This window comes from Roseobacter sp. HKCCD7870 (genome assembly GCF_037830315.1).
Taxonomy (GTDB): domain Bacteria; phylum Pseudomonadota; class Alphaproteobacteria; order Rhodobacterales; family Rhodobacteraceae; genus M30B80.
In genome coordinates, this window is the sequence record NZ_JBBLYO010000002.1 from 118,178 (window position 1) to 132,946 (window position 14,769).

General features: G+C 56.5%; 15 protein-coding genes. 10 read left to right on the plus strand and 5 right to left on the minus strand.

Annotation, left to right across the window (positions count from 1 at the left end):
* The first annotated feature begins 50 nt into the window (after window positions 1-50).
* Complete coding sequence (locus tag AAC637_RS08970) at window positions 51-734, plus strand: rhomboid family intramembrane serine protease (RefSeq protein WP_340303264.1); 684 nt, start codon at window positions 51-53, stop codon at window positions 732-734.
* A 123-nt stretch (window positions 735-857) separates the two neighbouring features.
* On the opposite strand, the gene AAC637_RS08975 is transcribed toward AAC637_RS08970, so the two are convergent.
* On the minus strand, window positions 858-1,739 hold the full coding sequence (locus tag AAC637_RS08975; protein ID WP_340303265.1) for an RNA polymerase factor sigma-32: 882 nt from the start codon (window positions 1,737-1,739) through the stop codon (window positions 858-860).
* A gap of 38 nt (window positions 1,740-1,777) precedes the next feature.
* Between AAC637_RS08975 and cobU the strand changes: the two genes are divergently transcribed.
* The 3 genes from cobU to AAC637_RS08990 all read left to right on the plus strand — a co-directional run bounded on the left by cobU (window position 1,778) and on the right by AAC637_RS08990 (window position 3,327).
* On the plus strand, window positions 1,778-2,398 hold the full coding sequence (gene cobU / locus AAC637_RS08980; RefSeq protein ID WP_340303266.1) for a bifunctional adenosylcobinamide kinase/adenosylcobinamide-phosphate guanylyltransferase: 621 nt from the start codon (window positions 1,778-1,780) through the stop codon (window positions 2,396-2,398).
* Complete coding sequence (locus tag AAC637_RS08985) at window positions 2,398-2,973, plus strand: histidine phosphatase family protein (protein ID WP_340303267.1); 576 nt, start codon at window positions 2,398-2,400, stop codon at window positions 2,971-2,973. The genes cobU and AAC637_RS08985 overlap by 1 nt, the downstream gene beginning before the upstream one ends.
* Before the next feature lie 180 nt (window positions 2,974-3,153).
* Window positions 3,154-3,327: a hypothetical protein gene (locus AAC637_RS08990; RefSeq protein ID WP_340303268.1), complete on the plus strand. Its 174-nt coding sequence runs from the start codon at window positions 3,154-3,156 to the stop codon at window positions 3,325-3,327.
* On the opposite strand, the gene gshB is transcribed toward AAC637_RS08990, so the two are convergent.
* From gshB to rsmI, 3 genes are all read right to left on the minus strand, one after another.
* The gene (gshB, locus tag AAC637_RS08995; RefSeq protein ID WP_340303269.1) at window positions 3,324-4,268 is read right to left on the minus strand and encodes a glutathione synthase; all 945 of its coding nucleotides are present in this window, start codon (window positions 4,266-4,268) and stop codon (window positions 3,324-3,326) included. The genes AAC637_RS08990 and gshB overlap by 4 nt on opposite strands.
* Window positions 4,269-4,346: 78 nt before the next feature.
* Window positions 4,347-4,700, minus strand: coding sequence for a YraN family protein (locus tag AAC637_RS09000; RefSeq protein WP_340303270.1), 354 nt, complete (start codon window positions 4,698-4,700; stop codon window positions 4,347-4,349).
* Window positions 4,697-5,593, minus strand: a complete 897-nt coding sequence (gene rsmI / locus AAC637_RS09005) for a 16S rRNA (cytidine(1402)-2'-O)-methyltransferase (RefSeq protein WP_340303271.1) — start codon at window positions 5,591-5,593, stop codon at window positions 4,697-4,699. Before rsmI ends, AAC637_RS09000 begins: the two co-directional genes overlap by 4 nt.
* Window positions 5,594-5,696: 103 nt before the next feature.
* Here rsmI and AAC637_RS09010 point away from each other — a divergent pair, with 103 nt between their 5' ends.
* From AAC637_RS09010 to AAC637_RS09035, 6 genes are all read left to right on the plus strand, one after another.
* The gene (locus AAC637_RS09010; protein ID WP_340303272.1) at window positions 5,697-6,851 is read left to right on the plus strand and encodes a penicillin-binding protein activator; all 1,155 of its coding nucleotides are present in this window, start codon (window positions 5,697-5,699) and stop codon (window positions 6,849-6,851) included.
* On the plus strand, window positions 6,814-9,639 hold the full coding sequence (locus AAC637_RS09015) for a [protein-PII] uridylyltransferase (protein WP_340303661.1): 2,826 nt from the start codon (window positions 6,814-6,816) through the stop codon (window positions 9,637-9,639). The genes AAC637_RS09010 and AAC637_RS09015 overlap by 38 nt, the downstream gene beginning before the upstream one ends.
* Window positions 9,640-9,644: 5 nt before the next feature.
* On the plus strand, window positions 9,645-11,222 hold the full coding sequence (gene murJ / locus AAC637_RS09020; protein WP_340303273.1) for a murein biosynthesis integral membrane protein MurJ: 1,578 nt from the start codon (window positions 9,645-9,647) through the stop codon (window positions 11,220-11,222).
* A 75-nt stretch (window positions 11,223-11,297) separates the two neighbouring features.
* Complete coding sequence (coaBC, locus tag AAC637_RS09025; RefSeq protein WP_340303274.1) at window positions 11,298-12,500, plus strand: bifunctional phosphopantothenoylcysteine decarboxylase/phosphopantothenate--cysteine ligase CoaBC; 1,203 nt, start codon at window positions 11,298-11,300, stop codon at window positions 12,498-12,500.
* Entirely contained in the window at window positions 12,500-12,970 is a 471-nt protein-coding gene (gene dut, locus AAC637_RS09030) for a dUTP diphosphatase (protein ID WP_340303275.1), read from the plus strand. Before coaBC ends, dut begins: the two co-directional genes overlap by 1 nt.
* Window positions 12,970-14,010, plus strand: coding sequence for a HesA/MoeB/ThiF family protein (locus tag AAC637_RS09035; RefSeq protein ID WP_340303276.1), 1,041 nt, complete (start codon window positions 12,970-12,972; stop codon window positions 14,008-14,010). Before dut ends, AAC637_RS09035 begins: the two co-directional genes overlap by 1 nt.
* Here AAC637_RS09035 and AAC637_RS09040 read toward each other — a convergent pair.
* Entirely contained in the window at window positions 14,007-14,621 is a 615-nt protein-coding gene (locus tag AAC637_RS09040) for an SH3 domain-containing protein (RefSeq protein WP_340303277.1), read from the minus strand. The two genes, AAC637_RS09035 and AAC637_RS09040, sit on opposite strands and share 4 nt — an antisense overlap.
* Between the last annotated feature and the right edge of the window lie 148 nt (window positions 14,622-14,769).

Here is a 14,769-nt window from a genome sequence, read left to right on the forward strand (position 1 = left end):
TGCGCATCGCTTACCCACGAGGCGCAATAAGGTCAACCGAAGGTGCAGCCATGGATCAAGAGAATAATAGCCTGTTCAACGACCTTCACCCAGTCGTTCTTGGTTTAGCTGTGGTGATCTTTGGCCTTGAGGTGATGTTTCAGCTGGCCACTGCTGGGCTTTTGGGCGGGTCAGGCGGGATTGGGTGGCGCATGGCCGCGGTGCGGGATTATGGCGTGTTCCACGAAATTGCCGCTTGGATGTTTGCCAATAACAGCTATCCCGCAAATGATCTGATGCGTCTTGTGACCTACCCGCTGATCCATGGCGGTTTTATCCATGCCGTGTTCGTCAGCGTGTTCATACTGGCCATTGGCAAAATGGTGTCACAGGTTTTCTCAGGGCTGTCGATCTTGGTTCTGTTCTTTGCGGGTTCCATCATCGGGGCTTTGGCCTTTGTGGGCTTGTTAAACAGCACCTATCCCCTGATCGGCGGGTATCCGGGTGTCTATGCTCTGATCGGTGCCTTCACCTTTATCCTCTGGGCCAATATGGGTCGGACAGGTGACAATCCGATGCGTGCTTTTTCCCTGATTGCAATGCTTTTGGGCATTCAAATCTTATTCGCTTTCTTGCAAGGCGATTGGGGCAGCGTGATCTCTGATCTTTCAGGATTTGTGACAGGATTTGCCCTGTCGTTTGTATTGATCCCAGGGGGGTGGGCCTTGCTTTTGCAACGCCTTCGCAAACGCTGATCTAGCGGGCGGCAGCCACGATTATTGGCTCAATCGGGGATGTTGTTACCACCGCTTGCGGCGTGTTTGTGGTCATGGCCAAGATGGCCAAGCCAAAAATCACCACAAGGGGCGCGTGAAGGATCAACCCGCGAGAAATGCTGTCACCTCATGCGATTGCGCCTCAAGGGATTTGCGCATCTTGGCAAATGCGGCAGCCTCAAGTTGGCGCACACGTTCCTTGGACAGGCCCAGTTCTTCGCCCAAGGATTCCAACGTGCGCGGCTCATCCCGCAATTTGCGTTCGCGCACAATGAACCGCTCGCGCTCGTTCAATGATGACAAGGCATTCAACAACCATTCGCGCAGTTGCGCGCGGTCGTGGGCCTGCTCAACCAAATCTGCAGCCTGTTCGCTGTCATCCTCAAGCGTGTCGATCCATTCGCGTCCTTCATTCTCAACGCATTGCGTGGCGTTCAAAGAATAATCAGATCCTGCAAGGCGACCTTCCATCATCTCAACATCATGCAGCGGCACGCCGACCTCTGTGGCGATCATCTGCAACAATTGATGCTTGTCGAGGTTTTGGCCTGCGGCCATTGCCTCGCGTTCGATGCGCGTCTGCACGCGGCGCATGTTGAAGAAAAGTGATTTTTGGCTGGAGGTAGACCCCGTGCGCACCATCGACCAATTGCGCATCACGTAATCTTGGATAGATGCCTTGATCCACCACACGGCATAGGTTGAAAACCGCACGCCACGATCAGGGTCAAATTTATCTGCCGCCTTCATCAAACCCAGACCCGCCTCTTGGATCAGGTCATTCATCGGCGCGCCGTAGCGCTTGAATTTCGCGGCCATGGAAATCGCAAGGCGCATATAGGCCGTCACCAGACGGTGCAAGGCTTCCTCATCGCGATGATCGCGCCAAGCATAGGCCAGCCGCAATTCCGTCTCTGCGTCTAACAGTTCCGCTTTCATCGCACGGCGCGAAAGCGCTTTTTCTCCACCCATGTCCAAAGCCATAACGCACCCCCTGTTGGCGTATCATTTTTGGCAGTGTCTTGTTCCGCATCTTGTGCGGTTCTATTGGTGTTACGCGGCAGCATGATGAATGGATCACTTTTGGTGAGGAATTTCTTTTGACGGGTTTGGCGGGTTTGACATTGGTTTTTGGCGGTGCGGCTTCTGGCAAGTCGCGCTTTGGCGAGGATTTGGTGCTGAACACGGGGCTGTCGCCCGTTTATCTCGCGACAGCACAGGCCTATGATGCCGAGATGGAGGTCAAAATCGCCAAGCATAAATCCGCGCGTGCGGCGGCCCAGTGGCGCACAGTCGAAGTGCCGACCGATATTCCTGCGGCTCTGACGCAACTGCATAAAAGCGAGGCCGTGTTGATTGATTGCGCCACGCTGTGGTTGGCCAATTTGGGTATGGCTAAACGGGACTGGCGGGCTGAATGGGCGGCGCTGGCCCACGCCATCGCCGATTGCCCAGCCCCTGTTGTTATTATCTCGAACGAGCTTGGAATGGGCGTTGTGCCGGATCATCCCCTCTCGCGGGCCTTTCGTCAGGATCAAGGGGAATTGAACCAAGCCATCGCTGCCACAGCGGATCTTGTGGTGATGGTGGCCGCAGGCCTGCCTCTCGTCCTCAAAGGGCAATTGCCGAAGGGGCAGGGGTGATGCGCCGTGCCTTTTGGCTGCGCCATGGGCCGACCCATGCCAAGGTGATCACGGGGTGGCGTGATGTTCCTGCTGATCTCAGCGATCACGCGCAAATAGCGCGGCTTGATGCCTATCTTCCTGCACAGGCCGTGATGATTTCCTCTGACCTCATCCGTGCTGCGGCCACTGCAGATGCGCTATCGCCGCGCCTGCGCCTGCCTCATGAGCGTCATCTGCGCGAATTTCATTTTGGCGAATGGGAGGGACAGGGGTTTGATGCGGTTAGCCAATCCGCCCCTGAACTTTCGCGCGCCTTTTGGGAGGGGGGGGAAGACATCTGCCCGCCCAACGGGGAAAGTTGGGCGATGGTCATGGCGCGGGTGAGCCGCGCGTCTGATCGCGTTCTGGGGCAGCACCCAGATCAAGATGTGATCTTTACATGCCATTTCGGCGCAATCCTAACGCAAATCGCGCGCCATTCAGGGCTAAGCGCATATCAGGCTTATGCCCATACCATCCCCCCTCTCTCGGTCACTGAATTTCATCAGAGAGAAGGCAGATGGTCTGTTGTGAGAATCGGGTATTGCCCCTAGCGGTGGTGTCCTTGGCACAGGATGGGGTGCGACATGGCATACAGGCTTTTGATCGGGCAAGGACAGTTAATTCTGTTATCTCCGCGAAAATATGAATTATTCTCTAACTTGCATATCAACTTAACGAAGGACTAAGGCTGAGCTTTGGCCTGTTTGTAAAGCTCCAGTAGAAACGTCAGTTTGAAAAATCCTGTTTCCAAACTGACCACGGTCTTGAAACCTCACAGGCTCTTCTTGGTACAGTTCAATCGTGTGGATCTTGGTAAAGTTGGGCTGGCCCTATCCGACAAAACCGAAGAGGCGCATATCCTTGAAGCGGTCAGTTATCGCATCAGCACAGGGCGTGAAGATTAGCCCGCACGTCGTGCCTCGATGGCTTGCCAAATGATTTCGGCGACATTGATCCCGTCAAAGCGTTCTAATTCTTGAATGCCCGTAGGTGAAGTCACGTTGATCTCGGTTAGGTAATCGCCGATCACATCAATCCCCACAAAAATCTGGCCTTTTTCGCGCAGCAGCGGGCCAATTCTGGCGCAGATCTCATTTTCGCGCGCGGTCAGCCCGATTTTTTCAGCCCGTCCGCCAACATGCATATTTGATCTGGTTTCGCCTTCGGCAGGCACGCGGTTGATCGCCCCAACGGGCTCGCCGTCAATCAAGATGATCCGCTTGTCCCCCGCCGTCACATCAGGCAAGAATTTTTGCGCAATCAGGGGTTCGCGGCTGATAGAGGTGAACATCTCATGCAAGGAGTTGAGGTTGCGATCCGTAGGTTCAAGACGAAACACGCCCGCGCCACCATTGCCGTAGAGCGGTTTGATGATGATATCCCCGTGGCGTGCGCGAAACTCACGCAAAGCACCAATATCGCGAGCGATCATAGTGGGCGGGGTTAAATCGGGGAATTCCAGAACCAACAATTTTTCAGGATAATTGCGCACCCAAAACGGGTCATTCACGATCAAGGTTTTGGGATGAATCCGTTCCAAAAGATGGGTGGTGGTGATGTAACCCATGTCAAAAGGCGGGTCTTGGCGCAAAAGCACCACATCCCAATCGCCTAGGTCGATGGTCTGCTCTGCCCCAAGGGTGAAGTGGTTCCCTTTTTCGCGGCGTAAGGTGATCGGCCACCCGCGCGCGCAGACCCGACCCTCGTCAAAAAACAAACGATCTGGAGTGTAGTAAAACAGCTCATGCCCCCGCGCTTGTGCCTCCAGCCCCACGCGAAACGTGCTATCCGCGTCAATGTTAATCGGCGCGATTGGATCCATCTGAATTGCGACTTTGAGTGCCATGTCTCACCCCGTATCTATACCAACCCTTTCATGGCCTTTGGCAGGGGGGGACGCAATGCCCAATTCATGTCAGGCAGGCTATTCGAGAAACGCATTCGCGATGATGTGAACCTGTCCGATCTGGTTGAGGGCTGCGAGATCATAACGGCACGGTGTTGCAAGGCCCATGGGACAAAGACCCAAATACTCATCACCTGTCTGTAGGATGCGCGCCCTTTGTGCGAGGCTGACCCGTGACACAGCGGTGTCAAAATCCCGCGATTTTTTAACTTCCATAAAAGTTATTTCGCCTGATTTTTCAAAAATCAGATCTATCTCGTCGCCCCGCCCGCGCCATCGCCGCGCCCGCAAGTGATAGCCATGGGTTTCATAGAGCCGCGCCACCTGATCCTCGGCAGACAGCCCCGCAAGATAGGCGGTTTTCCCGCTCACGGATCCGCGTCCAAGGACAGACCCAATTGATAAACATCGCGTTTTGGCAGGCCCAGTTCGGTTGCCACCTGCGCCGCAGCCTCCTTCAGCCGTGCAGTCTTAAGTCGCGCCCGAAGCGCCGCAATCACGGTGGCCTCATCAGCGGCTTGCTTTTCCGCGCGGTCAATGACAACCACGATCTCACCTTTCAATGCTCGACCTTCGATCGCCGCAATCACATCTGCAAGCGATCCGCGAATGACCTCCTCAAATTTTTTGGTCAATTCGCGGCACAGAGCGATCTGGCGATCTTGGCTCCAAATCTCGGCCATCTCGTTTAACAATTTATGAATGCGCTTCGGGCTTTCATATAAGATCAGCGTTGCTTGGGTCTGATCCAAATCTTGCAGAAATTTGCGCCGTTCCCCCGATTTTGAGGGTGGGAAGCCCGCAAAAAGAAAGCGGTCACTGGGCAGGCCCGACACGGTCAGTGCGGCCAGTGAGGCGGATGCACCCGGTGCGGTGGTGACCATATGACCATCCGCAATGGCAGCACGCCCCAAGGCAAAGCCAGGGTCGGCCACCAACGGCGTCCCTGCCTCTGATGCATAGGCCACGGATTTTCCTTCGCCCAAAAGGGACATGATCTTTGGCCGCATCTCTGCGCCGTTATGATCGTGATAAGGCAAGACTGCGCGGCCATTCAGCGCCACCCCATGAATTTCCATCAAATGGCGCAAGGTGCGCGTGTCTTCTGCGGCGATGACATCGCAGCTGGCAAGGATGTCTAACCCGCGCAAGGTGATGTCGCGCGCGCTGCCAATCGGGGTTGCGACAAAATATAAACCCGCGGCCAGTTTGCTGTCGCGGGGGGTGTAGGCAAATTCGCGCCCGTTTTCTGTGTCGTTTCGCATCAGCTCACTTACATATCTGCGCAGTCTGTCCATTGCGAGCGTTTACTTGGCGGACAGGACTGGCTAGGGTTTGTGCAAATTGGCCCCACTGGGAGAGATCACTATGATCCCTGCTTTGACAAGATTTCGCAAGTTCTTGCGGTTGAGTTTGCTTTTGCTCTTTGGCGTGGTTCTGTCGGCCTGTCAGGCCACAATGGGAACAGGGCCACAGGTCGGGCAATCTGTGCGCGTTGCGATGCTGCTGCCCTATGGTTCGCCCAATGCAGGGGACGACCTTCTGGCAAGTAGCCTTGAGAACGCCGCGCGCCTCGCTGCCGCCGAGGCCGTTGGCACGCAAATCGAATTGGTAGTTTATCCAACGCAAGCCGATGCAGGCATGGCCGCAGCTGTGGCACAGCAGGCGGTTGCGGAAGGGGCGGATGTGATCCTTGGGCCATTGCGCTCGGACGCGGCGGCGGCGGTTGGTGTGGCCGTGGCGAATACCAATGTCTCGGTTCTTAGTTTCTCGAACAATGCCAGCATTGCAGGGCGCAATCTGTTTGTGCTTGGCCTGACTTACGACAATGCCGCCGCGCGGATGGTGTCCTATGCAGCGGCGAATGGCCGTGATCGCATCATGGTGGTGCATGCGCGCAATTTGGCGGGTGAAGTGGCGCGTGATGCAGTGCGCCGTGCGGCGGCGGCCTCAGGTGCCACTGTTGTGGGTGAAATCGCCTATGAGTTCAGTCAGACTGGCGTTGTTGCTGCCTTACCTGAGGTTGAGGCAATGGTCGCACAAACTGGCGTAAATGCGATGATTTTGACCGCGGACGCATCAGGGGCTTTGCCGCTTTTCGGTCAACTCTTGCCAGATAATGGCTTTGACACTGAGGCCACCAAAATCATTGGTCTGACCCGTTGGGATATCCCTGCGCAGACCTTGGAAATTCGTGGCTTGCAGGGCGGGTGGTTTGTCCTGCCCGATCCCAATGCCGAAAGTGCGTTCCGCACCCGCTATCAATTGGCCTATCAGCAAGCCCCCCATAACCTTGCGCCCTTGGCCTATGACGGGATGCGCGCTGTGATTGACACCGTGGGTCGCACGGGCCGTTTGGGCGGTGTGGATTTCGCATCAGGCTCTGGCTTTGCGGGCGCGAACGGCGTATTCCGATTGCTACCCGATGGCTCTATTGAACGCGGCCTTGCCGTAGTGACTTTGCAGGACAGGCAGATCATCCTTGTTGACCCCGCCCCAAGAACCCTCGGCGCTGGATTCTGAGCAGAACCCACGCCTTTCGGTCATCCCATCTGCTGCGGGGCAATTGATTTGTCCCGCTCAAGATATTTTTGACGCAGAGGCCGTTACTGCCGCAATTGATGACGCGATATCTGATCTCAGCGATCCTGCCAAAATTCGCGCGGCGGTCGTGGCGATCTTGCAAGATGCCCAAGTAAAGGGTCGAATTGCCATTGATGCGGCCTTTGCGAAAAATCCCCTGACCGCACGCCGTGTGACGCGCGCCTATGTCCATCTGACCGATGGGTTGGTGGAGCAGGTGCTGCGTGTTTCATCTACACGCTTACACCCCAATCCCACCCCGACCGAGGGGGAGAGGATGGCGATCTTGGCGGTTGGCGGCTATGGGCGTGGCGAGATGGCCCCGTTCTCGGATGTTGATCTTCTGTTTTTGACCCCATGGAAAAGCACAGGTTGGGTCGAAAGCGTGATTGAATCTAGTCTCTACATGCTTTGGGATCTTAAGCTGAAAGTGGGCCACGCCACCCGCAACATCAAAGATTGTCTGCGTCTGGGACGCGAGGATTTTACAATCCGCACGGCCTTGTTGGAGATGCGCCACTTGACGGGCAATGCCGAATTATCGGCCAAGCTCAAGACGGCACTGCGCAAAGATTTGTTTGAGGGCAGCCTTTCAGAATTCATCGAAGCCAAGCTTGAGGAACGGGTCAGCCGCCACAAAAAGCAAGGTGGCCAACGCTATATGTTGGAGCCGAATGTAAAAGAGGGGAAGGGCGGTCTGCGCGATTTGCAGACGCTCTATTGGATTGCGAAATATCAGCATGGCGTGGCGCGGGCCGAAGATCTGGTTGCCCTCAAGGTGTTCAGCCGCGAAGAATTTGACGCGTTTGATGCGGCCGAACGGTTCTTGTGGTCGGTGCGCTGTCATTTGCACGCTATTGCAGGCCGCGCGCAGGATGGTTTGAGTTTCGATTTGCAAGTGCAGGTCGCGGAACGCATGCAATATGCCGATCACTCAGGCCGCCGTGCGGTTGAGCATTTCATGCAGGATTATTTCCGCCATGCCACCCGCGTGGGCGAATTGACCCGCATCTTTTTGACCGCGCTTGAGGCCAGTCACGCCAAAAGCGAACCGATGATCTTAGGCTTTTTGCGCGGGCGCAGCCGCAAAAAGAAACTCAAAGACGGCTATGCGCTGAAACAAAATCGTCTGACTGTCGAAAATGAAAAGGCGTTTTTGGCCGATAAGATCAATCTATTACGCATTTTTGAGGAGGCGTTGCGCACAGGCTATCTTTTGCACCCCGATGCAATGCGGATGATCTCGGCCAATTTGCACCTCATTGACACAGCAATGCGCCGCGACAAAGAGGCGAACCGCATTTTCCTTGATTTGCTTTTGAAACAAGGCAACCCCGAACGTGCCTTGCGGCGGATGAATGAATTGGGGTTCTTGGGCGCATTCATCCCTGATTTCGCGGCTATCGTGGCGATGATGCAATTCAATATGTATCACAGCTACACTGTGGACGAGCATACGATCCAAGTTGTCTCTACCCTTGCGCAGATCGAACGGGGCGAATGGGTCGAGGAATTGCCGATTGCATCTGGTATTTTGAAGCGTGGGGTAAACCGCAAAGTGCTTTATGTGGCCTGTTTGCTGCATGACATTGGCAAAGGTCGGAAAGAAGATCATTCGATTTTGGGCGCTCGGATTGCGCGTGCACTCTGCCCTCGCTTGGGCCTCAAACCCGATGAGACTGAAACAGTCGAATGGCTTGTGCGCTACCACCTGTTGATGTCCGACATGGCCCAAAAACGCGACATTGCGGATCCGCGCACAGTGCGGGACTTCGCCAAACTGGTAAAAACGCGGCAGCGTCTGGATTTGCTGACTGTTTTGACAGTTTGCGATATTCGCGGGGTTGGACCTGACACATGGAACAACTGGAAAGCCACGCTGTTGCGCGGCCTCTATCGCGCCACGGCTGAAGCCTTGGAAACGGGTCTTGAGGATCTTAACCGCGACAAATTGGAAAGTGAGGGCAAAAAGGCCCTGCGCGATGCCTTGGCAACTTGGCCTAAGGCGGATCTTAAAACTGAAATAGACCGCCATTATGGCCCCTACTGGCAAGGGCTTGATCTGGCCAGCCAGATTATCTTTGCCAATATGCTGCTTGGCCTTCGGGATGATGAAATCCGGATTGACACACAGCGTGATACTGACCGCGATGCGACCCGCGTCTGCTTTGCGCTTGCGGATCACCCAGGCATCTTTAGCCGCCTTTCTGGCGCCCTGTCATTGGTGGGCGCGAATGTGGTCGATGCCCGCACCTATACCTCGAAAGATGGCTATGCGACTGCCGTGTTCTGGGTTCAAGATGCTGATGGCAACCCCTATGAGGATGCCCGCCTGCCGCGTCTGACTTCGATGATCGACAAAACCCTAAAGGGCGAGGTTGTAGCCTCAAAAGCGTTTGAGAGGCGCGACAAGATCAAAAAACGCGAGCGCACGTTTAACGTGGCGACCAATATCACCTTCGATAATGATGGGTCGGAAATCTACACCATCATCGAAGTGGATACACGCGACCGCCCTGGTCTGCTATATGATCTGACCAAGACCTTAGCCGCGAACAATATTTACATCGCCAGTGCGATGATCGCGACCTTCGGTGTTCAGGTGGTAGATGTGTTTTACGTGAAAGATATGTTCGGTCTCAAACTCCACTCCAAATCCCGCCAAGATGTGTTGGAGCGCAAGTTGTGCGATGCCATCGCGCGCGTGGCCGAGCGGGCAGGGGTCTAGCGGCTGTGGCGGCCCCGCAAATCAGATTGGGCTTTGGCTTTCTCACTGTCGGCGGTTGGACATTGGTCAGCCGCGTCTTGGGATTTCTGCGCGATATTCTGATTGCCCGCTATCTTGGTGCGGGCGGCGTGGCCGAGGCGTTTTTGGTGGCGGTTTCTTTACCAAATATGTTCCGCCGCTTTTTTGCTGAGGGTGCAATGAATACGGCCTTTGTGCCGATTTTTTCCAAAAAACTCGAAGGCGGCAGCGATGCGATGCCATTTGCGCGCAATGCATTATCCATGCTCGCTGTGTTTCTGATTGGCTTCACCTTGCTTGCGCAGATTGCCATGCCTTGGTTGGTTTTAGCGATGGCATCGGGCTTTGCCGATGATCCCCGCTTTGGGATCGCGGTGGAATTTGGCCGTATCTGTTTCGCCTATATTTTGCTGATCTCACTGGCGGCGTTGATTTCGGGCATGCTGAACGCTGCGGGGCGCTTTGCGGCTGCTGCTGCGGCGCCTGTGCTGTTGAATGTGATCCTCGTCTCGGCGCTGATCTTTGGCGCGCAGAGCGCTACGGACAGCCCCGAAGCCGCGCGCATGATCGGGCTGGCCCTGTCTTGGGGGGTGCCCGTGGCGGGCGTGGCGCAACTGGTTTTGGTGTGGGGGGCAGCTGCACGCGCAGGGTTGGTCATCCGCCCAACTTGGCCGAAATTCACGCCTGATCTGCGCCGACTGGCGGTTGTGGCAGGGCCTGCCATGCTTGCAGGTGGGGTGGTGCAGGTCAATCTTTTGGTGGGGCGTCAGGTTGCAAGCTTCTTTGATGGGGCGATTGCATGGTTGTCTTATGCCGACAGGCTATATCAATTGCCGCTCGGTGTGGTTGGGGTCGCAATTGGGATTGTGTTGTTGCCAGATCTCTCGCGCCGCTTGCGGGCAGGCGATGATGCAGGGGGGCGGCAGGCCTTATCGCGTGCGGCTGAGATTGGGATGACCCTGACCATTCCTGCCGCGGTTGCGTTGATGGTTATCCCAGTGCCTTTGGTCTCGGTCTTGTTTGAGCGTGGGGCCTTTGAGGGCCAAGACACTATTGCCACGGCTTGGGCGGTGGCGATTTATGGGGCAGGGTTGCCTGCCTTTGTTCTTCAGAAAATCTGGCAGCCCGTGTTTTACGCGCGCGAGGATACCAAGCGCCCATTTCACTATGCCTTGGTAGCAATGGTCATAAATGCCGCTCTCGCCATCGGGCTTGCCTTTTTCATCGGCTATCTTGCCGCCGCATTGGCCACCACCATTTCTGCATGGGTCATGGCCTATCAGCTGCGCCGTGGTGCAAAGACCTATGGTGATGTCGCTGCCTATGATGCGCGGTATCTCGCGCGCATTCCACGCATTGCGGGGGCGGCCATCGCGATGGGGGCGGTGCTCTATGGTGCGGGATTGATCCTTGCCCCCGTTCTTGAGGGGGGGGGCGTGCGCTATCTCGCGCTTGCGGGGCTGATTGCAGTTAGCGCGGGGACCTATGCCCTTTTTGGTCGCCTGTTTGGCGCCTTTTCATTCGGAGAAATTCTGGGCGCGCTGCGCCGCAAAGGGGCCGCGTGAGGGGCATTTCCCATTGCCCCACGGCGCTGCGCCACATAGGTTTCGCAACAGAACAGGCGAAAAGGTGAGATCATCATGATTTCGGGGAAACGTATATTGTTGATCATAGGGGGCGGGATCGCGGCCTATAAATGCCTTGAGCTGATCCGCCGTTTGCGCGACCAAGGGGCCGCTGTTACCCCTGTTCTCACACAGGCGGCACAAGAATTTGTGACACCACTTTCGGTCGCAGCCCTCGCGGGCCAAAAGCCATACACGCATCTCTTTGATCTGACCGATGAGGCCGAAATGGGCCATATCGAATTATCCCGTGCCTCAGATCTAGTTGTGGTGGCCCCAGCAACGGCGAATTTGATGGCCAAAATGGCGGGCGGTCATGCAGATGATCTGGCCTCGACCCTGCTGATTGCAACTGACAAGCCGGTGCTGATCGCCCCTGCGATGAATGTGCGGATGTGGGCACATCCCGCCACCGAGCGCAATTTGGCGCAGCTTTTGGGGGATGGGATTCGTTCTGTTGGCCCCAATGAGGGCAGCATGGCCTGCGGTGAATTTGGCCTAGGCCGCATGGCCGAACCCGATGAGATTGTCAGCGCTATTGCCGCGCAATTTGCGGAAGGCCCGCTTGCGGGGCGACATGTTCTGATTACTTCTGGCCCAACACATGAACCCATAGATCCCGTGCGCTATATCGCCAACCGCTCGTCAGGGGCGCAGGGGGCGGCGCTTGCTGCGGCCTGTCGCGATTTGGGCGCGCGGGTCAGTTTCGTCACAGGCCCTGCATCTGTGTCACCGCCTCATGGTGTAGATGTGATCAAGGTCGAGACTGCCGCGCAGATGGCAAAGGCCGTTACAGAGGCCCTACCTGCAGATGCCGCTATATTTGCCGCTGCCGTTGTCGATTGGCGCGTGGATAATGCCGCAAACCAAAAGATCAAGAAATCGGGCGATGGCGCGCTGCCCCGTCTCAGCTTTGCGGAAAACCCAGATATTCTGGCATCTGTGGCACAGATGAAAAAAGGCCGCCCGGCCTTGGTTGTGGGCTTTGCCGCTGAAACCGAAAATCTGGTTGATCATGCGCAAGCGAAATTGGCGCGCAAAGGATGTGATTGGATTGTGGCCAATGATGTGTCCCCTGAAACGGGGATCATGGGGGGTGCATATAATGCGGTCACGCTGATCACGCGCACAGGCGCTGATCCATGGCCACGCTTGAGCAAATCTGAGACTGCAGCACGGCTTGCCCTGCGCGTGGCCGAGGCTTTGGGGCACGCATAATGGCGCAAGTAGAGGTAAAGTTCTTATGCGAAGACTGGGCCGATCCTGACCTGCCCCTGCCGCGATATGAAACCGATGGGGCGGCGGGTTTTGATCTGCGCGCACAGTTCACGGCTGACGCCCGCGAGGCCGGGCTGACGCTTGCCCCGCAGATGCGCGCCTTGATCCAAACAGGGTTTCGTGTGGCTGTGCCTCGTGGGTATGAGCTGCAAATTCGGCCGCGATCTGGCCTTGCCTTGAAACATGGGGTGACGCTCGCCAATGCGCCCGGAACGGTTGACTGCGATTATCGCGGGCCATTGGGGGTTATCCTCATCAATTTGGGCGATGCACCTTTTGTTATTGGCCATGGGGATCGGATTGCTCAAGGCGTTGTCGCGCCAGTGACCCAAGTCCGTTTTACGCTTGTGTCGCGTTTGGATGAAACCGCGCGCGGTGCGGGTGGTTTCGGCTCAACTGGGCAGGGCTGATGTTCACGGTTCTTGCAATCATGGCTGCGCTTTGGGGCTTTGGGGCAGTGATGAAAACTGCCTATACCCCCCGTCTTGTGATGATCGCCCTTGTCTATGGGGTGGTTGTCTTGGGCCATTTCGTATTGCCCGAGGGCCACCCTTTGCGCATCGCGACAGGCGAAACTGCCGCGCCATGGTTGATTTTAGGCGGCGCAGTTCTGTTGGTTCTGGCCTATCGCGCGGGTCTAAACCGCTTGCGCCGCGTGGCCCAGCCCATGATCACGCCCGCGCCGCGCCAAAGCGGCACCTTCACGCCAGAGGAATTAGAGCGCTATGCCCGCCACATCATCCTGCCTGACATTGGTGGACAGGGGCAAAAGGCGCTGAAATCGGCCAAGGTTTTGGTGGTAGGGGCAGGTGGTTTGGGCTCGCCTGTTTTGCTGTATCTCGCAGCTGCGGGGGTCGGGCGCATTGGAGTGATTGACGCGGATCATGTCAGCCTGTCGAACCTGCAACGCCAAATCATTCATCGCGATGCCGATCAAGATATGCCCAAAGTGTTTTCAGCAGAACGTGCGATGAAGGCCATAAATCCGCATCTTGATACCCGCCCTTACAATCGTGCTTTGGACGAGACGATCGCGGCAGAGCTATTCGCGGACTATGATCTAATCATTGATGGCACGGATCAATTCGAAACGCGGGCAATGATCAACCGCGCTGCGGTGTCTGCCAAGCGTCCGCTTTTGGCAGGTGCAATTTCAGCATGGGAGGGACAGATTGCCCTCTACGATTCAAGTGCTGGCGGGGCGTGCATGGCCTGTGTCTTTCCCAATCCACCACAGGCAGGGATGGCTGCCACCTGTGCCGAGACGGGTGTCATCGGCGCGCTTCCAGGGGTGGTGGGCACCATGATGGCACTTGAGGCCATCAAGCAGATTACAGGTGCGGGTCAGGGGTTATTGGGACGTATGCTGCTATATGATGGGCTTGGGCCTGAGACGCGGATCGTCAAGCTAAAGCGCAATGCGGCTTGCCCCGTTTGCGCAGGGGACTAGTCGAAAATCTCGTCCTCCATCACGCCCCAAAGGGCGGATTTCTCAACCCATCCTGTAAACCCATCAACGGCAAAGCGACACCAGTCGCGTTCGCATTCGCTTACCCGTCCGACCACGCCGCGTTGGGCTTGGGCAATGACAGTGGCATCTGGATCAGGGCGTTGGTGCAAATCGGCAAGGTCAATATCAATTTGCGCTGTGCGTCGCCCTGACAAAAGGGCGTAATGCATCCATCCGCCCACGCCGTCATGATCCACGACCCGCCGCCAATGCCCATGCTCGGCCACAACCATCAGCGGCATATTGCGTTCTTGAAAGACCCAATCAATGCGGTGGTTGCGCGAGGGGCCGCGCCGCGCATAGCCGCGTGTCGCATCCATCGAAACATAGCGCGGCAGCGGAAAGCCTGTTTCTGGCCCAGTGGTCGGGGCGTCAAAACTGGGCGTTGGCGTGGGGGTGGCGGTCTCAAGTTCGGGTGTCTCGACTGGCACAAGATTGTCAGGGCGTGGCAACGGCACCGCGCCATCGGTGCTTTGCGCCCCTGCGGTGGCCGCAAACACAAGACAAACCGCACCAATCGCTAGGGTTATGCGCCAATCTGACCGTGGCATGACTATCCTCAATAGGCCTCGTCCCGCCGCTTTGGGCTGGGTTATTTTGATTTTTCTCATACTATAGCGAGAAAGCCATCGCGGGGGAAGATGACATTACGAAGCGCCTGTCGCGGCCAAGGCCCCGCGAACGCTTGCACCCGCGCGC

Coding starts and splice junctions, on each gene's coding strand:
- AAC637_RS08970 (WP_340303264.1), top strand. CDS start 51: ATGGATCAAGAGAATAATAGCCTGTTCAACGACCTTCACCCAGTCGTT.
- AAC637_RS08975 (WP_340303265.1), bottom strand. CDS start 1,739: ATGGCTTTGGACATGGGTGGAGAAAAAGCGCTTTCGCGCCGTGCGATG.
- AAC637_RS08985 (WP_340303267.1), top strand. CDS start 2,398: ATGCGCCGTGCCTTTTGGCTGCGCCATGGGCCGACCCATGCCAAGGTG.
- gshB (WP_340303269.1), bottom strand. CDS start 4,268: ATGGCACTCAAAGTCGCAATTCAGATGGATCCAATCGCGCCGATTAAC.
- rsmI (WP_340303271.1), bottom strand. CDS start 5,593: ATGCGAAACGACACAGAAAACGGGCGCGAATTTGCCTACACCCCCCGC.
- AAC637_RS09010 (WP_340303272.1), top strand. CDS start 5,697: ATGATCCCTGCTTTGACAAGATTTCGCAAGTTCTTGCGGTTGAGTTTG.
- coaBC (WP_340303274.1), top strand. CDS start 11,298: ATGATTTCGGGGAAACGTATATTGTTGATCATAGGGGGCGGGATCGCG.
- dut (WP_340303275.1), top strand. CDS start 12,500: ATGGCGCAAGTAGAGGTAAAGTTCTTATGCGAAGACTGGGCCGATCCT.
- AAC637_RS09035 (WP_340303276.1), top strand. CDS start 12,970: ATGTTCACGGTTCTTGCAATCATGGCTGCGCTTTGGGGCTTTGGGGCA.
- AAC637_RS09040 (WP_340303277.1), bottom strand. CDS start 14,621: ATGCCACGGTCAGATTGGCGCATAACCCTAGCGATTGGTGCGGTTTGT.